Source organism: Streptomyces sp. NPDC029014 (assembly GCF_055564695.1).
Genome location: NZ_JBVHVT010000023.1, coordinates 24,266 through 46,773, shown reverse-complemented (window position 1 = coordinate 46,773; position 22,508 = coordinate 24,266). Strand labels below are relative to the sequence as shown.

Annotated in this window: 18 protein-coding genes; 11 read left to right on the top strand and 7 right to left on the bottom strand. The window is 73.7% G+C overall.

The window, feature by feature from the left end; genetic code table 11:
- The 6 genes from ligA to gatB all read left to right on the top strand — a co-directional run bounded on the left by ligA (position 1) and on the right by gatB (position 8,479).
- Complete coding sequence (ligA, locus tag ACZ4VL_RS15140; RefSeq protein ID WP_468199780.1) at positions 1-2,202, top strand: NAD-dependent DNA ligase LigA; 2,202 nt, start codon at positions 1-3, stop codon at positions 2,200-2,202.
- A gap of 387 nt (positions 2,203-2,589) precedes the next feature.
- Positions 2,590-4,788, top strand: a complete 2,199-nt coding sequence (locus tag ACZ4VL_RS15135; RefSeq protein WP_468199779.1) for a putative bifunctional diguanylate cyclase/phosphodiesterase — start codon at positions 2,590-2,592, stop codon at positions 4,786-4,788.
- Between the two features lie 129 nt (positions 4,789-4,917).
- Positions 4,918-5,214 carry an Asp-tRNA(Asn)/Glu-tRNA(Gln) amidotransferase subunit GatC gene (gatC, locus tag ACZ4VL_RS15130; RefSeq protein WP_179177790.1) on the top strand — a complete coding sequence of 99 codons (297 nt, stop codon included), beginning with the start codon at positions 4,918-4,920 and terminating at the stop codon, positions 5,212-5,214.
- 5 nt (positions 5,215-5,219) lie between these two features.
- Positions 5,220-6,719: an Asp-tRNA(Asn)/Glu-tRNA(Gln) amidotransferase subunit GatA gene (gene gatA / locus ACZ4VL_RS15125; RefSeq protein WP_468199778.1), complete on the top strand. Its 1,500-nt coding sequence runs from the start codon at positions 5,220-5,222 to the stop codon at positions 6,717-6,719.
- Positions 6,716-6,955 carry a hypothetical protein gene (locus ACZ4VL_RS15120; protein WP_361088682.1) on the top strand — a complete coding sequence of 80 codons (240 nt, stop codon included), beginning with the start codon at positions 6,716-6,718 and terminating at the stop codon, positions 6,953-6,955. Before gatA ends, ACZ4VL_RS15120 begins: the two co-directional genes overlap by 4 nt.
- Positions 6,956-7,027: 72 nt before the next feature.
- Positions 7,028-8,479: an Asp-tRNA(Asn)/Glu-tRNA(Gln) amidotransferase subunit GatB gene (gatB, locus tag ACZ4VL_RS15115; protein ID WP_468199863.1), complete on the top strand. Its 1,452-nt coding sequence runs from the start codon at positions 7,028-7,030 to the stop codon at positions 8,477-8,479.
- A 153-nt stretch (positions 8,480-8,632) separates the two neighbouring features.
- On the opposite strand, the gene ACZ4VL_RS15110 is transcribed toward gatB, so the two are convergent.
- The 4 genes from ACZ4VL_RS15110 to ACZ4VL_RS15095 all read right to left on the bottom strand — a co-directional run bounded on the left by ACZ4VL_RS15110 (position 8,633) and on the right by ACZ4VL_RS15095 (position 12,814).
- Positions 8,633-9,247 (bottom strand): GNAT family N-acetyltransferase, encoded by a 615-nt coding sequence (locus tag ACZ4VL_RS15110; protein ID WP_468199777.1) that lies wholly within the window; start codon positions 9,245-9,247, stop codon positions 8,633-8,635.
- Positions 9,244-11,307 carry a penicillin acylase family protein gene (locus ACZ4VL_RS15105; protein WP_468199776.1) on the bottom strand — a complete coding sequence of 688 codons (2,064 nt, stop codon included), beginning with the start codon at positions 11,305-11,307 and terminating at the stop codon, positions 9,244-9,246. Before ACZ4VL_RS15105 ends, ACZ4VL_RS15110 begins: the two co-directional genes overlap by 4 nt.
- Before the next feature lie 84 nt (positions 11,308-11,391).
- Positions 11,392-11,892, bottom strand: a complete 501-nt coding sequence (locus ACZ4VL_RS15100) for a DinB family protein (protein ID WP_468199775.1) — start codon at positions 11,890-11,892, stop codon at positions 11,392-11,394.
- Positions 11,893-12,004: 112 nt separating this feature from the next.
- On the bottom strand, positions 12,005-12,814 hold the full coding sequence (locus tag ACZ4VL_RS15095; RefSeq protein WP_468199862.1) for a GNAT family N-acetyltransferase: 810 nt from the start codon (positions 12,812-12,814) through the stop codon (positions 12,005-12,007).
- Between the two features lie 60 nt (positions 12,815-12,874).
- Between ACZ4VL_RS15095 and ACZ4VL_RS15090 the strand changes: the two genes are divergently transcribed.
- The 5 genes from ACZ4VL_RS15090 to ACZ4VL_RS15070 all read left to right on the top strand — a co-directional run bounded on the left by ACZ4VL_RS15090 (position 12,875) and on the right by ACZ4VL_RS15070 (position 19,834).
- Positions 12,875-13,264, top strand: a complete 390-nt coding sequence (locus ACZ4VL_RS15090) for a cupin domain-containing protein (RefSeq protein ID WP_468199773.1) — start codon at positions 12,875-12,877, stop codon at positions 13,262-13,264.
- A gap of 219 nt (positions 13,265-13,483) precedes the next feature.
- Positions 13,484-15,733, top strand: coding sequence for an MMPL family transporter (locus tag ACZ4VL_RS15085; protein ID WP_468199772.1), 2,250 nt, complete (start codon positions 13,484-13,486; stop codon positions 15,731-15,733).
- Between the two features lie 39 nt (positions 15,734-15,772).
- Entirely contained in the window at positions 15,773-16,327 is a 555-nt protein-coding gene (locus tag ACZ4VL_RS15080) for a GNAT family N-acetyltransferase (RefSeq protein WP_468199771.1), read from the top strand.
- A 172-nt stretch (positions 16,328-16,499) separates the two neighbouring features.
- Positions 16,500-16,697 carry a hypothetical protein gene (locus ACZ4VL_RS15075; RefSeq protein ID WP_468199770.1) on the top strand — a complete coding sequence of 66 codons (198 nt, stop codon included), beginning with the start codon at positions 16,500-16,502 and terminating at the stop codon, positions 16,695-16,697.
- An 80-nt stretch (positions 16,698-16,777) separates the two neighbouring features.
- Positions 16,778-19,834, top strand: coding sequence for a helix-turn-helix transcriptional regulator (locus ACZ4VL_RS15070; RefSeq protein WP_468199860.1), 3,057 nt, complete (start codon positions 16,778-16,780; stop codon positions 19,832-19,834).
- On the opposite strand, the gene ACZ4VL_RS15065 is transcribed toward ACZ4VL_RS15070, so the two are convergent.
- The 3 genes from ACZ4VL_RS15065 to ACZ4VL_RS15055 form a co-directional block, all read right to left on the bottom strand.
- Complete coding sequence (locus ACZ4VL_RS15065) at positions 19,797-19,967, bottom strand: DUF6191 domain-containing protein (protein ID WP_468199769.1); 171 nt, start codon at positions 19,965-19,967, stop codon at positions 19,797-19,799. The two genes, ACZ4VL_RS15070 and ACZ4VL_RS15065, sit on opposite strands and share 38 nt — an antisense overlap.
- Positions 19,968-20,018: 51 nt before the next feature.
- Positions 20,019-21,311 (bottom strand): PQQ-dependent sugar dehydrogenase, encoded by a 1,293-nt coding sequence (locus ACZ4VL_RS15060; RefSeq protein ID WP_468199768.1) that lies wholly within the window; start codon positions 21,309-21,311, stop codon positions 20,019-20,021.
- A 123-nt stretch (positions 21,312-21,434) separates the two neighbouring features.
- Entirely contained in the window at positions 21,435-22,442 is a 1,008-nt protein-coding gene (locus ACZ4VL_RS15055) for an aldo/keto reductase (RefSeq protein WP_468199767.1), read from the bottom strand.
- Positions 22,443-22,508: the final 66 nt, after the last annotated feature.

Genomic DNA, 22,508 nt, shown 5'->3' with positions numbered 1-22,508 from the left:
ATGGCAGCCGAACAGCAGGACGCGGCGGTACCGGCGGAGGTGCGCGAGCAGCACCAGCTGCTCGCCGAGCAGGTCGAGGAGCACCGCTTCCGGTACTACGTGAAGGACCAGCCGGTCATCAGCGACGCCGAGTTCGACCAGCTGCTGCGTTCCCTGGAGGCGCTGGAGGAGCAGTACCCGGAGCTGCGCACGCCCGACTCGCCGACCCAGAAGGTGGCCGGGTCGTACGAGACGGACTTCGCCTCCGTCGAGCACCGCGAGCGCATGATGTCCCTCGACAACGCCTTCGACGACGCGGAGCTCTCGGCCTGGGCCGACCGGGTCGCCCGCGACGTGGGCTCCTCGCAGTTCCACTACCTGTGCGAGCTCAAGGTCGACGGCCTCGCCGTCAACCTCACGTACGAGCACGGGCGCCTCACCCGGGCCGCCACCCGAGGCGACGGCCGCACCGGCGAGGACATCACCCCGAACGTGCGGACCATCGCGGAGATCCCGGACCGGCTCAAGGGCGACCGGATCCCGGCGCTGGTGGAGATCCGCGGCGAGGTCTTCTTCCCCATGGAGAAGTTCGAGGAGCTCAACGCCCGGCTGGTCGCGGCCGGGGACAAGCCCTTCGCCAACCCGCGCAACGCCGCCGCCGGTTCGCTGCGCCAGAAGGACCCGAAGGTCACCGCCACCCGCCCGCTGCACATGGTGGTGCACGGCCTCGGCGCCCGCGAGGGCTTCGAGATCGGCCGGCTGTCCGAGGCGTACGCCCTGCTGCACGAGTGGGGGCTGCCCACCGCCCGGCACAACGAGGTCGTGGGCAGCCTGAAGGAAGTCCAGGCGTTCATCGCCCGGTTCGGTGAGAACCGGCACTCCGTGGAGCACGAGATCGACGGCGTCGTCGTCAAACTCGACGAGATCCCGCTGCAGGGCCGACTGGGCTCCACGGCACGCGCCCCGCGCTGGGCCATCGCCTGGAAGTACGCGCCGGAAGAGGTCAACACCAAGCTGGTGGACATCAAGGTCGGCGTCGGCCGCACCGGGCGCGTGACCCCGTACGCCCAGGTGGAGCCGGTGACGGTGGCCGGCTCCGAGGTCGAGTTCGCCACCCTGCACAACCAGGACGTGGTCAAGGCCAAGGGCGTCCTCATCGGGGACACGGTGGTGCTGCGCAAGGCCGGGGACGTCATCCCGGAGATCCTCGGCCCCGTGGTCGACCTGCGCGACGGCACCGAGCGGGAGTTCGTGATGCCCGCCGAATGCCCCGAGTGCGGTACCCCGCTGCGCCCGATGAAGGAGGGCGACATCGACCTCCGCTGCCCGAACGGACAGACCTGCCCGGCGCAGCTGCGCGAGCGGCTGTTCTACCTGGGCGGCCGCCAGTGCCTGGACATCGAGAACTTCGGCGCGGTGGCCGCGGCCGCCCTCACCCGGCCGCTGGAGCCGGCCGAGCCGCCGGTGGTCGACGAGGGCGACCTGTTCGACCTGACGATCGAGCAGCTGCTGCCCATCAAGGCGTACGTCCTCGACCCCGACAGCGGGCTGCCCAGACGCGACCCGAAGACCGGCGAGGAGAAGATCGTCACGGTCTTCGCCAACCAGAAGGGCGAACCGAAGAAGAACACCCTGGCGATGCTGGAGAACATCGCCGCGGCCAAGGACCGCCCGCTCGCCCGCGTCATCAACGGCCTGTCGATCCGTCACGTCGGCCCGGTGGCCGCCGAGGCGCTGGCCCGCGAGTTCCGCTCCGTCGAGCGGATCGAGCGGGCCACCGAGGAGGAGCTCGCCGCGACCGAGGGGGTCGGCCCGATCATCGCCGCCTCCCTCAAGGAGTGGTTCGCCGTCGACTGGCACCAGGAGATCCTGCGCAAGTGGCGGGCGGCCGGCGTCCGGATGGAGGAGGAAGGTTCCGGCGAGGAGGAGGGGCCGCGCCCCCTGGAGGGCCTCACCGTCGTCGTCACCGGCACCCTGCAGGACCACACCCGGGACGGCGCCAAGGACGCCCTGCAGAGCCGGGGCGCCAAGGTGACCGGATCGGTCTCCAAGAAGACCGACTTCGTCGTGGTCGGCGACAACCCCGGCTCGAAGTACGACAAGGCGGTGCAGCTGAAGCTGGCCATTCTCGACGAGGCGGGCTTCGCGGTGCTGCTGGAGCAGGGCCCCGACGCGGCGCGCGGGGCGGCCCTCCCGCTGGACGGCGCCGCCGCGGCGGAATAGCACGGCCGGACAGCCCCGCCCGGGGAACCGGGAAAGGCGGACGGATGCGTGGCGTGCGGCCGTACGAGCGGGCGCACGCCCGGCGCAACAGACGGTGGTAAACGGCTGGTACAGGGCTGTTCCCGGGGCAGTTGGCTGTCAGATCATCGGATGGGCGACCCGGGGGTCCTGGTCCAAACTCACCTGTTCGGCGGATACCGTACTGATGAGGATGGCTGGGGCGCATTCGGGCAACCGCCGCCGACCGGTGCCCCTGGGAGCCTCTCGCGTCCTACTGTTGAGGGGTGCGCCTGTCGTGCACGGCTGCGTGATGCGATTCCAGCCGTGATGGCATGACATCGGGGCCATCGCGTGGCATCGGCAGTGCCGGCTGTGAGAGGGACGGGCATGAAACCCACCGAAAGCGCCGACCCGTCACCTGATTTCGGCGGGGAGATCCCGCCCATGCGGACGGGACGGCCCGGAGTCCTGCGTGCCAGGACACGGGACGGGCGCCCGCTCGACACCGGAGCGGGAGCGGCCGGGGCGAAGCAGCGCACCGTGCTGCCCTTCACCGTCGTGGGCCTGGCCGCCGTGGTCCTCGTGGCGGGCATCGCCGCCACGCTGACCGACCGTCACGCCCTGTTCCCCGGCGGCACGGTCGGCTGGGCGCTCGCGCTGCTGACCGGCATCATCGTGGGCCACCTCGTCGCCCTCGGCCGGGACCGCTGGTGGGGCGGCACCGGATCCGGCGCGGCCCTCACCCTCGGCGTGCTCCTCCTCTACGGCTGGGTGCCCGCCGGGCTGGTCTCCCTCGCCGTGGTCACCCTGGTCGGGGCCGCGCGCCGGCACCGCTGGCGACAGGGGCTGCTGCACGGCGCCGCCGACATCCTCGGGATCGGCGCGGGGGCCCTCGTCCTCGCCGCCTTCGGACAGGCGCCGACCGTGGAATCGCCCTGGCGGCCCACCGACTGGGGGCTGGCGGCCGCCCCCGAGGTCGTCCTGGTCGCCGTGGCCTACCTGCTGGCGAGCCGGCTGCTGCTGTGGCTCGCGCTGACGCCGCGCGGCGGGGGCCTGCGCACCGCCGCCCGCACGGCCCTGATCCGTCAGGCCTTAGTGGCCGTCGCGCTGCTCGGCATCGCCCCGCTGATCTGCGTGGTGGCGATCGCGCAGCCGGTGCTCCTGCCGCTGTTCGCCGTACCGCTGATCGCCCTGGACTCCACCCTGTGGATCGCCCGGGCGCGGGCCGAGGAACAGCTGCGGGACCCGCTGACCGGGCTGCCGAACCGGCAGTGGCTGCTGGAGCGGGCCTGGTCCGCACTGGACGAGGCAGAACGCCTGGGCACGCGCTCGGCCCTGGTGCTGATCGACCTGGACCGGTTCCGGGCGGTCAACGACACCCTCGGTCACCTCGCCGGCGACCGGCTGCTGCTCCAGATCGCCGACCGGCTGCGGCAGGCCCTGCCCGAGGAGGCCGAGGCCGCACGCCTCGGCGGCGACGAGTTCGCCGTCCTCCTGCCCGTCGCCGACTCCACCACCAGCGCCCAGCGGGTCGCCCGCCACCTGGTCGCCGAGCTCAGTTCGCCGCTCGACCTGGACGGCCTCACCCTCGTCCTGGAGGCCAGTGCCGGCCTCGCCGTCTTCCCCGACCACGCGCTGGACGCGGAGGGGCTGCTGCGGCGTGCCGACGTCGCCATGTACCAGGCCAAGCGCGACCGCACGGGCGTGGAGGTGTACGAGTCCAAGCGCGACAGCAACACCCCCGACCGGCTCGGCCTCCTCGGCGACCTGCGCCGGGCCCTGGACGCCGGCGAGGTGGAGCTCCACTACCAGCCCAAGGTCCGCTTCGACGGGCAGGTGGCCGGGCTGGAGGCACTGGTGCGCTGGGTGCACCCCGAGCGCGGACGCGTCTCCCCGGACGAGTTCATCGCGATCGCCGAGACCTCGGGTTTGATGCCCCACCTCACCGAGTACGTGCTGGAGACCGCCCTCGCCCAGGTCGCCCGGTGGCGCAAGCAGGGTCTGAAGGTCCCGGTGGCGGTCAACGTCTCGCCGCGCGACGTCCACACCCCCGGCTTCGCCGGCGCCGTCGCGGCCCGCCTCGCCCGGCACGGCGTCCCGGCGAGCGGCCTCCAGCTGGAGATAACGGAACACGTGCTGCTGGAGGACCCCCAGCGGGCCGCGGACACCATGGCGGGGCTGACCGGCCACGGCGTGAAGATGTCCCTGGACGACTTCGGCACCGGCTACTCCTCCCTGGTCCACCTGCGCCGGCTGCCGGTGAGCGAGCTGAAGATCGACCGCTCCTTCGTGGCGCGGCTCGCGGTCGACGCCCAGGACGCGGAGATCGTCCGCTGCACCGTGGACCTCGCGCACTCCCTGGGCCTGCTCGTGGTGGCCGAGGGCGTGGAGGACGACGAGACCTGGGAGCGGCTGCGGGATCTGGGCTGCGACGCCGTCCAGGGCTGGCTGGTCGCAGCCGCCATGCCCCCGCAGGAGGCCACGGCCTGGCTGCTGGCCCGCGGCGAGCGCGGCTGGCGCCGGCCCGCGGACATCACCCGGGAGCTGTCGTCGGCTCCGGCCACGGCGGAGTCCCCGGCCCCGTAGTTCCGGCGGGACGGCCGCCCCGCCGGGACCCGCGGCCCTCCCGGGTGGAAACGGTTTCGTGGCTCAGGGGCCCGGCCCCATAGGATTGGGCAGGAAACCACTCACTCACCACCCCCAGAGGATCGCTGCATGCCTGGCATTTCGCGCGAGGAGGTCGCCCACCTCGCTCGGCTGGCACGTATGGAACTGTCCGACGAAGAGCTCGATCACTTCGCCGGACAGCTCGACGACATCATCGGCGCGGTAGCCCGCGTGTCCGAGGTCGCCGACCAAGACGTGCCGCCGACCTCGCACCCGCTGCCGCTGACGAACGTCATGCGCGCGGACGAGGTCCGACCGTCGCTCACCCCCGCGCAGGCGCTCTCCGGCGCCCCCGCCCAGGAGCAGCAGCGTTTCAAGGTGCCGCAGATCCTGGGGGAGGACTAATCACCATGGCTGACACCCACATCATCAAGCTCACGGCCGCCCAGACCGCCGAGAAGATCGCCTCGGGCGAGCTCACGGCCGTCGAGGTCACCGAGGCCCACCTGGCCCGCATCGACGCGACCGACGAGAAGGTCCACGCCTTCCTCCACGTCGACCGCGAGGGCGCCCTGGCCCAGGCCCGCGCCGTCGACGCCAAGCGCGAGCGCGGCGAGGAGCTCGGCCCGCTGGCCGGCGTCCCGCTCGCCCTCAAGGACATCTTCACCACCGTCGGGGTCCCGACCACCGTCGGTTCGAAGATCCTCGAAGGTTGGATCCCGCCGTACGACGCCACCCTGACGCGCAAGCTGAAGGAAGCCGACGTCGTCATCCTCGGCAAGACCAACATGGACGAGTTCGCCATGGGCTCCTCCACCGAGAACAGCGCCTACGGCCCCACCGGCAACCCGTGGGACCTCACCCGCATCCCCGGCGGCTCCGGCGGCGGCTCCGCGGCCGCGCTGGCCGCCTTCCAGGCGCCCCTGGCCATCGGCACCGACACGGGCGGCTCCATCCGCCAGCCCGCCGCCGTCACCGGCACCGTCGGCGTGAAGCCCACCTACGGCGGCGTCTCCCGCTACGGCATGGTCGCCTTCTCCTCCTCCCTCGACCAGGGCGGCCCGTGCGCCCGTACGGTCCTGGACGCGGCGCTGCTGCACGAGGTCATCGCCGGCCACGACCCGCTGGACTCCACCTCCGTCGACGCGCCGGTCCCGCCGGTGGTCGAGGCGGCCCGCAACGGCTCCGTCGCCGGCATGCGCGTCGGCGTCGTCAAGCAGTTCCGGGGCGAGGGCTACCAGGCCGGCGTCGTGCAGCGCTTCGACGAGTCCGTCGAGCTGCTCAAGGAGCTCGGCGCCGAGATCGTCGAGCTGGACTGCCCGTCCTTCGACCTCGCGATGGCCGCGTACTACCTGATCGCGCCGTCCGAGTGCTCCTCGAACCTGGCCCGCTTCGACGCCATGCGCTACGGCCTGCGCGTCGGCGACGACGGCACCAAGTCCGCCGAGGAGGTCACCGCGCTCACCCGCGACGCCGGCTTCGGCGACGAGGTCAAGCGCCGCGTCATCCTCGGCACGTACGCCCTCAGCTCCGGCTACTACGACGCCTACTACGGCTCGGCCCAGAAGGTCCGCACCCTCATCAGCCGGGACTTCGACAAGGCCTTCGAACAGGTCGACGTGATCGTCTCCCCGACGACCCCGACCACCGCCTTCGCGATCGGCGAGCGCACCGACGACCCGCTCGCCATGTACCTCGCGGACCTGTGCACCATCCCGACCAACCTGGCCGGCAACGCCGCCATGTCGCTCCCCTGCGGCCTGGCGCCGGAGGACGGACTCCCGGTCGGACTGCAGATCATCGCCCCGGCGATGAAGGACGACCGGCTGTACAAGGTCGGTGCCGCCGTCGAGGCCGCCTTCGTCGAGCGCTGGGGCCACCCCCTGCTTGAGGAGGCTCCGTCCCTGTGAGCGCACTGTCCAAGGCCAAGGGCTTCAAGAAGTCGAAGTCCGGCACCTACCTGTCGATCGCGACCACCGCTTTCGGCGCCATCAGCGTGATCAAGCAGGCCAAGAGGGCCCGCACCGAGCACGACACGCTCCAGCTGGTCGACGCCGTCGTGTCCGCCGCCGCCATCGTCACCGGGCTCGCCATCCTGTACCGCGAGCTGAAGCGCCTCGGCGACGACGACGTCCTGCTGGGCTGAGAGGGAAGTTTCACTGTGACCGTCACCGAACTGCTGTCGTACGAGGACGCCCTCGCGTCGTACGACCCCGTCATGGGCCTGGAGGTCCATGTCGAGCTCGGCACCAGGACCAAGATGTTCTGCGGCTGCTCCACCGAGCTGGGCGCCGAGCCCAACTCGCAGACCTGCCCCACCTGTCTCGGCCTGCCCGGCTCGCTCCCGGTCGTCAACGCGACCGGCGTCGAGTCCGCGATCAAGATCGGTCTCGCCCTGAACTGCGAGATCGCCGAGTGGTGCCGCTTCGCCCGGAAGAACTACTTCTATCCGGACATGCCGAAGAACTTCCAGACCTCCCAGTACGACGAGCCCATCGCCTTCAACGGCTACCTGGACGTCCAGCTGGAGGACGGCGAGGTCTTCCGCGTGGAGATCGAGCGCGCCCACATGGAGGAGGACACCGGCAAGTCGCTGCACGTCGGCGGTGCCACCGGCCGTATCCACGGCGCCTCCCACTCCCTGCTGGACTACAACCGCGCCGGCATCCCGCTCATCGAGATCGTCACCAAGCCCATCGAGGGCGCGGGCGAGCGGGCCCCCGAGGTCGCCAAGGCGTACGTGGCCGAGCTCCGCGAGGTCATCAAGGCCCTCGGCGTCTCCGAGGCCCGGATGGACAAGGGCCAGATGCGCTGCGACGTGAACCTGTCGCTGCGCCCGAACGGGACGAAGGAGTTCGGCACCCGCTCGGAGACGAAGAACGTCAACTCGCTGCGCTCCGTCGAGCGCGCGGCGCGCTTCGAGATCCAGCGCCACGCGGCCGTGCTGTCCTCCGGCGGCACGATCGTGCAGGAGACCCGTCACTTCCACGAGGAGGACGGCTCCACCACCTCCGGCCGCATCAAGGACAACGCCGAGGACTACCGGTACTTCCCGGAGCCCGACCTCGTCCCCGTGGCCCCGGCCCGCGCGTGGGTCGAGGAGCTGCGCGCGGCCCTGCCCGAGATGCCGCGCGTGCGCCGCAACCGCCTCCGCGAGGAGTGGGGTGTGAGCGAGCACGACATGCAGTCGATCCTCAACGCGGGCGCGGTGGACTCCATCGTCGCCACCATCGAGGAGGGCGCCGACTCGACCGCGGCCCGCAAGTGGTGGATGGGCGAGCTGGCCCGCAACGCCAACGAGCAGGGCGTCGTCGTCGACGAGCTGCCGATCACCCCGGCCCAGGTGGCCCGGGTGGCGGCCCTGGTCGCGGACGGCTCGCTCAACGACAAGCTGGCCCGCCAGGTCATCGAGGGCGTCCTCGCCGGCGAGGGCACCCCGGACGAGGTCGTCGAGAAGCGCGGCCTGAAGGTCGTCTCCGACGAGGGCGCGCTCGGCACCGCCGTGGACGAGGCCATCGCCGGCAACGCGGCCATCGCCGACAAGATCCGCGGCGGCAAGGTCGCCGCCGTCGGCGCCCTGGTCGGCGCGGTCATGAAGGCCACCCGCGGCCAGGCCGACGCGGCCCGCGTCAAGGAGCTCATCCTGGAGAAGCTGGGCGTCTCCGAGTAGGAGCCGCCCGGCTGCCGGGCCGCCCGGGCGGCTTACCGGCTCCCGCAGCTCACGAACGCCGAACGGCCCGCACCCCGCGAGGGGGGCGGGCCGTTCGGCGTTCCGCCCGCGCGGGCGGTCACCGGCCGGGTCGGACCGGCGGACCGGTCCTGGTCACCGGCTTTCCGGCAGGGGCCCGGTGAGGAAGGCCAGTCGGGCCCGCTTCGCCGGGAGGTGGACCTCGGGCAGGTCGATCTCCGGCAGCTCGACCTCCGGGCCGAGGGTGAAGCCGCTGCGCTCCAGTCGGGCGATCGCCTTGGTGTTGCGGGCGTCCGGCTCCGCGACGATCCGGCGCGTGGAGCCGTCCGAGCGCACGAACGCCAGGAAGAGTCCGATCAGCACCGCGCTGAAGCCGTGCTCCGCCCCGGCGCCGGCCCCGGCCGGGGCGAGCAGCACGTGCACACCGGTGTCGCCGGGCTGGGCCTCGTAGCACTCGGAGACCCGGTCCGCGGCGCACTCGTACGTCTGGAAGAGCCCGACGGGCACCCCGTCGCGGCGGGCGAGGAACGCGTGGTGCGTGGTGCGCCGGTCGACGTCCTCGTAGATCTCCCGGACCAGGTCCGGGCCCGCCCCGGTCATGCCCCAGAAGCGGGCTCGCTCCTGTCTCACCCAGCTGTGGATCAGCGCGGCGTCGGCGGCCGGGTCGACCGGGGACAGGGTCACCGTGCCGAAGCCCTCGACGGCACGGGTGAACACGGGCTGCCGCGCCCCGGCGGCGGGGCCGGTCACACGGACTCCCGGGTCAGGCGGGCCCAGTCGGTGACGACGGGGGCGAGCTCGCACCGCGCCCACAGCGGGAGCTGGTCGCGGTGGTGGGGGGCGCCGGCGACGCCGTCCGCGCCGAGCGGGACCGCCCACAGGCTGTCCTCGCGGCGGCCGAGGTCCCAGACGTAGCGGGCCGCGGACGCCCGGGCGGTCAGATCGGTGAAGCCGGGGACGGAGGAGGTGGCGTTCACGCAGTCGTGGTCGCCGCCGAGGCCCGGCCACTCGGCGTCCGGGTCCGGGAGCGCCGACCAGGGGACGAGGCGGTGCACCTGCGACCACGGGACGTCGGGGGCGCCGGCCGCGGCCGTCTCCTCCAGCGCGGCCCGTACGTGCCCCACCCGGTCCAGGTCCGGCAGCAGGTCCGTGGCCAGCAGCCCTTCGAGGGCGTAACCGACCCGCGGCACCAGGTACAGCCAGGGGTGGAACACCTCGGGGCCGGTCGGTGCGCCCGCCAGGGCGGCGAGGGCGGGGTCGGCGGCGAGACGGCGCACGGTGGCCGTCCGCAGCGCGGAGAAGACCGTCGCGTCCGTGCTCTGCGCCTCCATGTGCCGGTCCCAGGCCAGCAGCCGGGTGCGCAGCGCCTGCGCGGCCGGCGACAGCCCCTCCAGCCCGGGCAGCAGGGCCAGCAGCGGCTCGGCCGAGGCCAGGTGGGTGTCCCGGTGTACGTCCGCCATCGCGCCGGGGGACCAGTCCGCCGAGCCGGACAGCAGCGCACGGATCCGGTCGGCGCGGTGCGGCGGCGCGAACTCCACGCCCAGCGGCGAGGCGATGCCGCGCGCGTTCGCCATGACGGCGAAGCCCTGCACCGGCTCGGCCGGGGTCTCGGCCCAGCCCCGCCAGGCGTGCCGGGCGTCCCACGCGGGCACGGGGCGCAGCCGGTTGGCCGGGTCGCGCAGCGGGACCGCGCCGGCGACGCGGTGCAGCAGGCCGCCCTCGGTGTCGGCGGCGTGGACGACGTTGACGGGCTCGGCCCAGCCGTCGAGGGCCCGGTCGATGTCGGCGACGGTACGGGCCCGCAGCAGGGCCGGCAGGACCGCGAAGCCCAGGTCGCGGCGGACGCGGGGCGGGTAGCGCAGGGAGAGCGTCTGGTCCGCGGTCTCCTCGCGGGTGACCACCGGGCCGCGGGCGGTCTCCAGGACCTCCACCTCGACGGGCTCGGCCCCGGCGACCGCGATGGTCTCGGTGTGCCGGTGGACCGGCTCCCAGGCGCCGTCGGGGCCCAGGGCCTCCACGGACACGCCGTCCGCGGCGGTGCGCAGCTGCTCGACGTACAGGTCCTGGTAGTCGGCCATGGCGTTGGTGATCGCCCAGGCGGCGCTGCCGGTGTGGCCGAAGTGGGCCAGGCCGGGGATGCCCGGGACGGCGAGGCCGAGGACGTCGTACTCGGGGCAGGACAGGCGTATCTGCTGGTAGACGCCCGGGTCCTCGATGAAGCGGTGCGGGTCGCCCGCGATGATCGCGGCGCCGGTGGCGGTGCGGTCGCCGGGGACGAGCCAGCCGTTGCTGCCGGCGGTGCCGGGGCCGTCGGTGGCGAACAGGGTGGTGGCCTCCGGCCCGAGGGCGCGGGCCGCGCGCTCGCGCCACAGCTTGGTGGCGAAACCGGCGAACAGGATGTGCGTGGCGATCCAGATGCCGAGCGGGACCCACGGCTCCCAGGGCGCCGGGGTGTGGCCGGTGCGGGCGAAGCGCTCGTCGCGGGCGGCGCCGGCGGCCAGGCCGTCGTTGACGCCGTCGACGTACGCCCCGACCCAGGCCGCGGTCTGCGGGTCCAGTGCCTCGTGGCAGCGGCGGGCCGTGTCGTCGAGGCGGCTCTGCCGGGCGAACCGGTCCCAGGCGACGGACTCCGGGCCGAGGAACGCGGCGCTGGAGCCCTGGGAGCGGTGCCGTTCGACCTCCAGCTGCCAGGCCCGGTCCAGGGCGGTGGCGCGGCCCTGGGCGTAGGCCAGGCGGAGGGCGTCGGGGGCGCGCAGGTGCGGGATGCCCCAGTCGTCCCGGTACAGCTCGAAGTCGTCCGCGTCGGTCACAGGCTCACACTCTTCCCCAAATGATTAGGTTAGGCTGCCCTAACTATAGGGGGTGGGGGGTGTGGGGCCGACCGGGCGGGGGCGTCAGGCGCCGGTGACCCCGTCGATGGCCTCCCGCAGGAAGTCCGCGTGGCCGTTGTGGCGGGCGTACTCGTGGATCAGGTGCAGCATCACCAGGCGCAGCGAGGCCTCCTCCCGCCAGCTCGCCACGTACGCCGTCATGTCGAGGGACTCCGCGGCGACCTCGATGCGCCGGGCGTGCCCGATCTCGGCCTCCCAGGCGGCGAAGGCCTCTTCGCGGGTGGCGCCGGCGGCGTCGTACGCGGCCTGGAAGTCGTGCCGGTCGGACCAGAGGTGGGGGAGGTCCTCGCCGGCCAGGGTGCGCCGGAACCAGTGGCGCTCCACCTCGGCCATGTGCCGGACCAGGCCCAGCAGGGACAACGTGGACGGCGGCATCGAGGGGCGGCGCAGCTCCTCGTCCGTCAGCCCCTCGCACTTCCGGGCGAGGGTGGCGCGGTGGTAGTCGAGGTAGGCGCGCAGGGTCTCCCGCTCGCCGCCGGTCAGAGGAGGGTCGGTGCGTTCCATGCAGTGATCCTTTCGCTTTGCGGGCCCGCGGGGAAGGGCGCCCGGGGGAAGGGCGTCCAGGGGGAAGGGCGTCCAGGGGGGAAGGCGTCCCGGGTTGCGGGTTGGGCCGCGGTTATACGGGCCCTGCGTCCCGTCCGGGCTCCCATGCGTACGGGACGGTGCGGCCCAGCGCATCGAAGCCCAGGCGCTGCAGGATCGGGCGGCTGTCGTCGGACGCGTCCACGTGGAGGTAGCGGATCCCCCGCTCGGCGGCGATCCGGGCCCGGTGGGCGACCAGCAGGCGGTACAGGCCCTTGCCCCGCCACTCGGGAAGGGTGCCGCCGCCCCACAGGCCGGCGAACGAGCAGCCCGGGCGCATCTCCATCCGGGCCGCGCTGACCGGAGTGTCCCCGGCCATCGCCACCACCGCCGCCACCGTCTCCGGCTCGTCGCGCAGCAGCGTGAGCAGCAGCTGCCGGATGCGGGGCCGGTGCGTGCCGAAGGCCTTCGCGTGGACGTCCATCATCAGCTCCACCCCGGCCTCGTCCTCCACCGCGCGCAGGGTGATCCCCTCCGGCGGCTCGACCGGCAGCGCGGCCAGCTCCTGCGCCCGACCCACCAGCACGGTCTCGGCCGGCTCCGGCACGAAGCCCGCCGCCCGCAGCCGCTCGGCGAGGTCCGCCGGCCGGTCGTGGTCGTACAGCTTCCACTCGAACCCGGAGCCGAGGCCCTCGAAGTACGCCACCTGCGCCGCGATCTCCGCATCCGCGGTGTCCTCGGCGAGGTCCGACCAGAGCACCCCGTTCCAGCCCTCCCCGGGTGTGGTCTGGCGCACCACGGCACCCGCCCGCTCCACCCGGGCCGCCGCCGTGTCCGGCGCCGCGTCACGCCGCAGCTCCCGGTCGTACTCCGACCGCACCCGCACCAGTTCGTCATGATCCATCGCCATGGCGGCAGCCGACCACCGGCCTGGGGGCCCGCGCAACTGCATTAGCCTCACCCCGTGACCGACGTTTACATCCACACCGGCAAGGCCACCCCCGACGCCGCCGCCGACCGCGGCTGGCTCCTCGGCCACTTCAAGGACCCCGCCGACCCGCGCCACAGCAAGGACGTGGAGATCAAGTGGGGCGTCCACCCCAAGGGCGACGAGCGGGCCCGGTGGACGGCCGGGGAGGAGCGCACCGCCCTCCTGGTCCTCATCAGCGGCCGCTTCCGGATGGACTTCCCGGGCCGCAGCGTCGTCCTCGACGAGCAGGGGGACTACGTGGTCTGGGGCCGGGGCGTCGACCACTCCTGGTACGCGGAGGAGGAGTCGGTGGTCCTCACGGTCCGCTGGCCCTCCGTCCCCGGCTACCGCGTCGACGAACCGGCCGGCCCGCCCGCCGTCTGACGGGGCCTCCACCCGCCGGCGCGCTGCCGTCCGCCGTTGTGACGATGCACACGAAACGGGCCAACGATCACGAAACGCTGCGATCGTGGCGTCGCAGACCATCTCGGCCCCAGCCCGGAGCGACCCTCCCGGGCCCTCGGCCGTGCCTTCACGAGTTCCGGCGTTCCTTGCGTCGGGCGGCCTCCCGGTCAAGAACCGAACCCTCAGGGAGCACGTCCCTTGGCAGCAATCGCACGGTGGTGCATGCGGCACCGACTGGCGGCCGTCCTGATCTGGCTGCTCGCCCTCGGCGGGACCGCCACCGCAGCCGTCACCGCCGGAACGGCGTTCTCCAACGACTACGAGGTCCCCGGCACCGAGTCCAGCCGCGCCCACGCCCTGCTGCGCCAGGGCTTCCCCGGCCAGGGCGGTGACACCGACACCGTGGTCTGGCGGACGCCGGAGCACCAGACGGCCCGCACCCCCGGTGTCGAGCAACGCATGACCCGGGCCCTCGCCGCCATCGCCGAACTGCCCGGCGTCGGATCGGTCGCCGGCCCGTACGGCCACGGCCCCGACAGCGCGGCCCGGATCAGCGCCGACGGGCGCACCGCGTACGCCGTGGTGACCTTCGACCTGCCCGCCGACTCCGTACCCAAGGCACAGGCGAAGGCCGTGGTCGACGCCGCCAAGAACCCGGCCACCGAGGCGGACGGCCTCCGGGTCGAACTCGGCGGCCGGGCCGTCGGCCTGACCGAGGCGCCCACCGCCCACCTCGCCGAGGTCATCGGCGTGGCCGTCGCCGCCCTCGTCCTCTTCCTCGCCTTCGGCTCCCTCGCAGCGAGCACCCTGCCCATCGCGACCGCCCTGGTCAGCGTCGGCACCGCCTACTTCGGCATCACCCTGCTCGGGCACGCCATGGCGGTCGCCGACTTCGCCCCGATGCTCGGCACCCTCGTCGGACTCGGCGTCGGCATCGACTACGCGCTGTTCATCGTCACCCGGCACCGCAAGGCCCTCAAACGGGGCCTCGCCGTCCACGAGGCGGCCGAGCAGGCGGTCGCCACCACCGGCCGGGCCGTCGTCTTCGCCGGCGCGACCGTCTGCATCGCCCTGCTCGGCATGCTGGTCCTGCGACTGAACTTCCTGAACGGCGTCGCGATAGCCGCCTCCCTCACCGTGGTCCTCACCGTCACCGCGTCGGTGACGCTGCTGCCCGCCCTGCTGTCGTACATCGGCATGCGCGCCCTCTCGCGCCGCGAGCGCCGCAAGCTCGCCGAGCACGGCCCGCAGCCCGAGCTGCCCACCGGCTTCGCCGCCCGCTGGTCCGCCTTCGTCGAACGGCACCCCAAGCTCCTCGGTCTGGTGGCCGCCCTGGTCATGGCCGGGCTGGCGCTGCCCACCCTCTCGCTCCACCTGGGCACCTCCGACCAGGGCAACAACCCGCGCACCTCCACCACCCGGCAGGCCTACGACCTCCTCGCCGACGGCTTCGGACCCGGTGTGAACGGCCCGCTCACGGTCGTCGCCCGGCTCGACGGGGCCGGCGACCGGCTCGCCGTGGAGAACCTGGCCGCATCGCTCCGCTCGGCCGACGGCGTCGCCTCCGCCGGGCCCGCGGTCTTCAACCGCAGCGGCGACACCGCCTTCGTGACGGTCGTACCCGACTCGGCCCCGCAGTCCCGGGCCACCAGCGACCTCGTCGCCGACCTGCGCGAGGAGGTCATCCCGCGCGCCGCGCGCGGCAGCACCATGAAGGTCCACGTCGGCGGTGTGACCGCCGGCTACGACGACTTCGCCGACGTCATCGTCGGCAAGCTGCCGCTCTTCGTCGGAGTGGTCATCGCCCTCGGCTGCGTCCTGCTCCTGCTGGCCTTCCGGTCCATCGGCATACCCCTCAAGGCCGCGGCCATGAACGTCGCCGCGGTCGCCTCCTCCTTCGGCGTCGTCGTCGCCGTCTTCCAGTGGGGCTGGGGGAGCGAGCCCATGGGCCTGGGCAGCGCCGGCCCCATCGAGCCCTTCCTGCCGGTGATCATGGTGTCGGTCCTCTTCGGGCTCTCCATGGACTACCAGGTCTTCCTGGTCAGCCGGATGTACGAGGAGTGGCTGGAGACCGGCGACAACCGGCGGGCCGTCCGCGTCGGCCTCGCCGAGACCAGTCGGGTCATCAACTCGGCCGCCGTGATCATGATCTCCGTGTTCCTGGCCTTTGTGCTCAGCGGGGACCGGATCATCGCGATGTTCGGCATCGCGCTCGCCGCGGCCGTGGCACTCGACGCGTTCGTCCTGCGCACCCTCCTCGTGCCCGCGCTGATGCACCTGCTCGGCGGCGCCAACTGGTGGCTGCCCGCCTGGCTGGACCGCCGGCTGCCCAAGATCAGCATCGAGCCGCCGGACTCCCTCCCGCATGCGACACTTCCGGCGCAGCGCACCGGCACCGAAGCCGCCACGAGCGAGGACGGCGCCGCTCCCGCCGCACCCTCCCGGTGATCCGGCAACCCGCCGCACGAGACCCAAGGACGTAGCCGCATGTTCTCGATAGCCCTCGCCGACGACGCCCACCTGTTCCCCCTGGAGCCCTGGCACGCCGAGGAGTTCCTGTCCCACATGGACCGCGGCCGGGAGTACATCGGGGAGCACATCGTCCTGGCCGACGTCGTCACCGACTCCGAATCGGCGCGCGGGTTCCTGACCACCTACGCGCAGAAGACGGCCGCCGACGGCGGACGCATCTACGGCATCCGGGTCGCGGGCACCCTCGTCGGAGGCGTGCTGTTCCGCACCTTCGACACCCGGTCCGGCACCTGCGAGGTCGGCTGCTGGCTGGAGCCGGCCGCCGCCGGTCGGGGCCTGGTGACCAAGGCCTGCCGCATCCTGCTCGACTGGGCCTTCCACGAGCGCGGCATGCACCGCGCCGAGTGGTACGCCTCCGCCGCCAACAAGAAGAGCCTCGCCGTCGCCGAACGGCTCGGGATGACCCGCGAGGGCGTCCTGCGGCAGAACCAACCCCACCGCGGGGTCCGCCAGGACACCGAGGTCTGGGCGGTCCTCGCCCACGAGTGGCCCCCGGCCCCCGCCGCCTGACCCGGGCCCTCCCCGCCCGCGCACACCCGGCCCGGCCCCCGGCCCGAGCGGGCCCCGGCGCTGCATGAGGCCCCCCGCCGCCGCCCTAAGGACCCCCCGCCCCCGCAGATGCGGCATGCGCCCGATGCGCCGGCACCCCCTGGGACGCGAAGCTCGGATCACACCGGACGACGTGTCCGCAGAAGCCACCAGGGGGAACGAGATGTTCGAGTACGAGATGGCCGCCGCCCGCAGCGCCGACCTGATCCGCGAGGCCGACCGGTACCGGCGGATCCGCGAGGCCAGGGAAGCGAACCGCGCCTCCTCCCGCAGCCAGGACCCCGAAGGGCCGGTGAGGGGGAACCGGAACCGCTTCACCCGCGCCGCATGACCGGCGCGGAGCTCCACGACGGCCGGCACGGTGGGGGCGGCGCGGCGATATCGGGTGCCGCCGGCCGGGAGTCCTGTGCGATGCTCGGCGGCGTGGAGAGCAGAACCGTCAGCCCGGTGTTCGTCGGCCGCGCCGACGAACTGGCCGTCCTCACCGACGCATTGGGGCGCGCCGCCGGCCGGGAGCCCCAGGCGCTGCTCATCGGGGGAGAGGCCGGAGTCGGCAAGACCCGCCTCACCGAGGAGTTCCTCGGCGAGGCGGCCCGCAGTGGCGCCGTGGTCGCCGTCGGAGGGTGCGTCGAGATCGGGGCGGAGGGACTTCCCTTCGCCCCGTTCTCCACGGCCCTGCGGACCCTGCACCGCCTGCTGCCCGGGGAGTTGGCGGCAGCAGCCGCCGGCCAGGAGGACGAACTCGCCCGGATCCTGCCAGAACTCGGCGACACCCCCCGCGGCCCCCACGACGAGGAAAGCACCGCCCGGCTCTTCGAGTTGACGGCCCGCATGCTGGAGCGGCTCGCCGCCGACCGCACCCTCGTCCTCGTCCTGGAGGACCTGCACTGGGCCGACACCTCCACCCGGCACCTGCTCTCCTACCTCTTCCGCACGCTCACCAGCGGCCGCCTGGTCCTCGTCGCCACCTACCGGGCGGACGACGTCCACCGGCGCCACCCGCTGCGCCCCCTGCTCGCCGAACTGGACCGGCTGCGCACCGTCCAGCGCATCGAACTGGCCCGCTTCAACCGGGCCGAGGTGCGCCGCCAACTCGCCGGGATCCTCGCCCAGGAACCCGACGAGGCCTTCGTGGACTCGGTGTTCGACCGCTCCGACGGCAACGCCTTCTTCGTCGAGGAACTCGTCGCCTGCCGGGGCAGCGCCTGCCCGGCCGGCCTGACCGAGTCCCTGCGCGACCTGCTGCTCGTTCGCGTCGAGGTGCTGCCCGACGATGCCCAGCGCATGGTCCGCACCGTCGCCGAGGGCGGCTCCACCGTGGAATACGCCCTGCTGCTCGCCGTTGCCGGGCTCAGTGAGGACGAGCTCATCGAGGCCCTGAGGGCCGCCGTCGGCGCCAACATCCTCCTCGCCAGCACCGACGGGGACGGCTACCGCTTCCGGCACTCGCTGGTCCGCGAGGCCGTCAGCGACGACCTGCTGCCCGGCGAGCGCGCCCGTGTGAACCGGCGCTACGCCGAGGCCCTGGAAGCCGACGACACGCTGATCCGCGCCGAGGAGCGGGTCATCCGGCTCGCCAGCTACTGGTACTACGCCAACGACCCCGCCCGGGCCCTGCCCGCCGTGCTCGCCGCCTCGGTCGCCGCCCGCCGCCGGCACGCCTACTCCGAGCAGCTGCGGCTGCTGGAGCGGGCCCTCGACCTCTGGGAGAGCGCCCCGGAGGAGGTCCGCGAGAACCTCCGCCCCGCCGACTACACCGAGGTCTACCCGCCCTGCGGCTGCGACCCGGCGACCACCCCGCTCCGACGGCTCGACCTGCTCGCCGAGGCCGCCGTCGCCGCCCGCTTCGGCGGCGAACGCGAACGCGCCCTGAAGATCACCAAGACGGCGCTGCGGCTGCTGGAGGAGGACCCGGACCCGCTGCGCGCCGCCTGGTTCTGGACCGAGCGCTCCCGGCTGGTCTCCAGCCTGGCCCGCGGCGACGGCTGGGCGGAACTCGCCAAGGCCCAGGAGCTCGTCAAGGGGCTGCCCCCGTCCCAGGTGCACGCCGAAGTCCTGGTCCGGGCCGCGGGCTGGGGCATGCTCCACAGCCCCGGCCCCGACAACCTCGACGCCGCCGAACGCGCCGTCGCCTACGCCCGCATGATCGGGGCCGAGGAGATCGAGCTCAACGCCCGGATCACCGTCGGGGCCCTGCTCACCGACTCCGGAGACCCCGACCGAGGCCTCGCCGAGATGCACGCGGTCAAGGAACGCGCCGCCCGACTCGGCCTCGGCATGCTGATGGGACGTGCACATATCAACCTCTCCTCTCAGCTGGAAGGGATGGGCCGTTCCCGCGAGGCCGTGGAACTGGCCGAACAGGGGGCCGACCTGGTCAGGAAGCCACGCCTGCTGGACACCGAGGCGTGGCTCTGCGGCAACATGGCGGAGAGCCTCTACAGCCTCGGCCGCTGGGACGAGGCCGCCGAAGCCGCCCGACGCACCCTGCGCGTGGGCCAGAGCGCGGCACCGCGCGGATCCGCCTCCGCCCGGCTGTCCTACCTCGCCCTCGCACGCGGCGAACTCACCGAGGCGGCCGCGCGACTCGCCGCGGCCCACACCCACTTCGGAACCCACGACATGCAGCCCCAGCACCGCATACCGCTGTTCCGCCTCGCCGTCGGTATCGCCGCGGGGGAGGGGCGCATCGCCGACGTCCGCGCGGAGACCACCGCCGCGATCGACTACGGCTTCCCGCTCGGACAGCACCGCTACGCCTGGCCGCTGCTGCTCGCCTCCGCCTCCGCCGAGGCGGACACCCGAGGGCTTCCTGTCGCCGACGCCGGCCGCGGGCCCGCGCTGGCGGCCCTGCGCGCAGCCGCCCGCACCCTGGCCGCGCCCGCGCCCGTGTGGACCGCGCACGCCGAGTTCCTCCGCGCCGAACTGCTCCGCGCCGAGACCCGGGACACCGTCGCCGACTGGGCCGGCGTCGAGGAGGCCGTCCGCCCGTTGGAGCGCCCGTACCTGCTGGCCCGCGCCCGCCACCGGCTCGCCGAGGCGGTGCTGGCCACCGGCGGCGACCGGGAGCCCGCGGCCGCCCTGCTCCGCGAGGCCTACGCCACCGCCGGACGGCTCGGCGCCCGCCGGCTGCGCGAGGACCTGTCCCTGCTCGCCCAGCGCGCCCGGCTCCCGCTCACCGGGACCGACACCCCGGCGGCCGAAGCCACCCCGGACACCGACCCGGTCGAGGCACTGGGCCTGACCAGCCGCGAACGCGACGTCCTGCGCCTGGTCGCGGCCGGCCACAGCAACCGCCGGATCGCCGAGGAGCTGTTCATCTCCCCGAAGACGGCCAGCGTGCACGTCTCGAACATCCTGGCCAAGCTGGGTGTCGCCGGCCGCGGCGAGGCGGCCGCCCTCGCCCACCGGCTGCGCCTGTTCGGGCCGGTCACGGTCGAGGCGGGGGCTCCTCCTCGACGCGTATGAGCACCTTGCCGGAGTCCAGGTCTATGGGCCCGCGCCCCGGATCGCCGTCGGTCACGTCGGTCCGCGACAGTTCCAGCCGCTTGCGCTCCTCGTCCGTGTGCCTGCGCCCCGGGTTGAAGAGCTCCTCGATCATGTTGAACACCGTGCCCACCCCGCCTTCCGCCCCCTCCCCGGAGGCCGTGCGTCACTGCACCGTCAGTGTCAGGATCCTGTCGTCGCCGGGCTGCGGCGATCCGCGCCCGTCCGTCTCGCTCGTGACCAGCAGCAGCCTGTCACCGCCGAGGGCGATCACCGAGCGCAGCCGGCCGTACTTCCCCTCCAGGAAGGCCTCGGGCGCGGCCACCGGAACCGCCCCCGCCATCGGGATCCGCCACAGCCGCTCACCCTTCAGTCCGGCCATCCACACCGAGCCCTGCGCCCAGGCGATCCCGCTCGGCGAGGCCTCGTCGGGCCGCCACACCGCCACCGGATCGCGGAAGCCCGGTCTGCCCGCCTTGCCCTCGGCCTCGGGCCAGCCGTAGTTCCCGCCGGGCTCGATCAGGTTCAGCTCGTCCCAGGTGTTCTGGCCGAACTCGGAGGCCCACAACCGCTTGTCCTGGTCCCAGGCGAGGCCCTGCACATTGCGGTGGCCGTACGAGTAGACGACCGAGTCGGCCTCGGGATTGCCGTGCACCGGCTGCCCGTCCGGCGTCATCCGCAGGATCTTCCCGCCCAGCGACTTCTTGTCCTGCGCGAGCCCGGGGTCACCCGTCTCGCCCGTCCCCGCGTACAGCATCCGGTCCGGGCCGAACGCGATCCGGCCGCCGTTGTGGAACACGCCCTTGGGGATGCCGCGCAGCACGGTGTCCGGCGCGCCCAGTTGCTGCCCGGGGTCCCGGTGCTCGTCGTACCGCATGCGGGCGATCCGGTTGTCCGACGCCGTGGTGAAGTACGCGTACACCATCCGGTCCGAGGCGTACGACGGGGACACCGCGAGGCCCAGCAGGCCTCCCTCACCGCCGGGGTCCACCCCCGGCACCTCCCCGATCTGCGTCACCTTCCCCGTGCCCGGAGCCACCCTGCTGATCGCGCCCTTGTCCCGCGAGGCGACCAGCAGGTCCCCGTCGGGCAGCACGGCCACCCCCCACGGCGAGGCGAGGTCCTTGGCGATCTCGCCCGTCACCGTCACCGATCCCTTCGCCGGCGCCACCGGACGCTGCGCCGCCCCGGACGCCCCGCCCGGCGACCCCGACCCGGACGCACTGGGCGCCGCCCGCGGCGGCGAGCTGCCCGGCGCGGCCCCGGGACCGCCCGCCGGAGCGCACCCCGCCGCCAGCAGGACCGCGCACCCCGCCAGCAGCGCACCCCCAGGCACCCCGCGGCCCCGCCCGAACACCCCGCCACCGGCCCCGCCACCGGCCCCGCGACCGGGTCCGTCGCCGTACGACCCGCCGTACACCCGGCCGAGCCCGCGTCCGTCCTTCACACGCTGTCGCATCGCCCTGCTCCCCTCCGGTCCGCCGCGACCGCCACACCCGCGATCGTGCCCGTCATCCGTCTCAACAGACGGCACGGCCCCCGAAGTTCCACCACTCGTACACCCGATCGAGTGGTAGTGGGCTCAGTCCCAGGCCCCCACCGCCGCCGGCAGCCCGGCGATCTCCGCCAGGTCCGCCGCCGTCAGCCGCAGCCCGGCCGCCGCGACGTTCTCCGCCGCCCAGTGCGCCCGGTCCGCCCCCGGCACCGGCACCACCTGCGGTCCCTGCGCCAGCACCCACGCCAGTGCCACCTGCGCCGCCGTCACCGGGGGCCCGTGCCGCCGGGCCACCCGCCGCAGCCCCGCGATCAGCACCTGGTTCGTCGCCATCGCCTCCGCCGTGAACCGCGGGTGCCGGGCCCGGACGTCCTCCCACTCGAAGCCCTCCCCGGGAGTCAGGGTCCCGGTCAGGAACCCGCTGCCCAGCGGCATCGCGGCCAGGAAGCCCACCCCGCGCGCCGCGCACCACGGCAGCAGCTGCCGCGCCGCCTCCGGGGACCACACGGACAGCTCCGCCTGCACGGCGCTGACCGGGAACACCTGCTGCACCCGCTCCAGGTGGCGCAGCGTCGTCCGGTACTCCCGGTCCCCCCGCCGCCCCGCTCCCGGCCCGGCTCCCGCACCCAGCGCGCAGAACCCCAGCGCCCGTACCTTCCCGGCGGCCACCAGCTCCGCCATCGCCCCCCAGGTCTCCTCCACCGGGACCTCCGGGTCCACCCGGTGCAGCTGGTAGAGGTCGATCACGTCCGTCCGCAGCCGCCGCAACGACGCGTCACAGGCCCGCCGCAGGTACTCGGGCCGCCCGCAGGCCACCACGTGCTGCTCGCCGGCCCGCAGCCCCACCTTGGCCGACACGAACGCCTCGGACCGGCGCTCGCGCAGCACGCGCCCCAACAGCAGCTCGTTGGTGAAGGGCCCGTACAGGTCCGCCGTGTCGAGCAGGCTCGCCCCCAGGTCCAGGGCCGTGTGCACCGTGGCCACCGACTCCTCGCCGCGGCGTCGCGAGGGCGCGTACGCCCAGCTCATCGGCATGCACCCGAGCCCGACGGCGCCCACCGCCAGCGCCCCCGCCCCGATAGACCTGCGCTCCACCCGTGTGTCCCCCTCCACATCCGGCCATCAAAGTAACGGGTTGATCAGGATCCCTTGGCATAGCCT

Bases quoted from the DNA above. Each gene is read 5' to 3' on its own strand.
- ligA (WP_468199780.1), top strand. From the start codon at position 1: ATGGCAGCCGAACAGCAGGACGCGGCGGTACCGGCGGAGGTGCGCGAG.
- ACZ4VL_RS15135 (WP_468199779.1), top strand. From the start codon at position 2,590: ATGAAACCCACCGAAAGCGCCGACCCGTCACCTGATTTCGGCGGGGAG.
- gatC (WP_179177790.1), top strand. From the start codon at position 4,918: ATGCCTGGCATTTCGCGCGAGGAGGTCGCCCACCTCGCTCGGCTGGCA.
- gatA (WP_468199778.1), top strand. From the start codon at position 5,220: ATGGCTGACACCCACATCATCAAGCTCACGGCCGCCCAGACCGCCGAG.
- gatB (WP_468199863.1), top strand. From the start codon at position 7,028: ATGGGCCTGGAGGTCCATGTCGAGCTCGGCACCAGGACCAAGATGTTC.
- ACZ4VL_RS15100 (WP_468199775.1), bottom strand. From the start codon at position 11,892: ATGGAACGCACCGACCCTCCTCTGACCGGCGGCGAGCGGGAGACCCTG.
- ACZ4VL_RS15095 (WP_468199862.1), bottom strand. From the start codon at position 12,814: ATGGATCATGACGAACTGGTGCGGGTGCGGTCGGAGTACGACCGGGAG.
- ACZ4VL_RS15080 (WP_468199771.1), top strand. From the start codon at position 15,773: ATGTTCTCGATAGCCCTCGCCGACGACGCCCACCTGTTCCCCCTGGAG.
- ACZ4VL_RS15070 (WP_468199860.1), top strand. From the start codon at position 16,778: ATGCTCGGCGGCGTGGAGAGCAGAACCGTCAGCCCGGTGTTCGTCGGC.
- ACZ4VL_RS15065 (WP_468199769.1), bottom strand. From the start codon at position 19,967: ATGATCGAGGAGCTCTTCAACCCGGGGCGCAGGCACACGGACGAGGAG.
- ACZ4VL_RS15060 (WP_468199768.1), bottom strand. From the start codon at position 21,311: ATGCGACAGCGTGTGAAGGACGGACGCGGGCTCGGCCGGGTGTACGGC.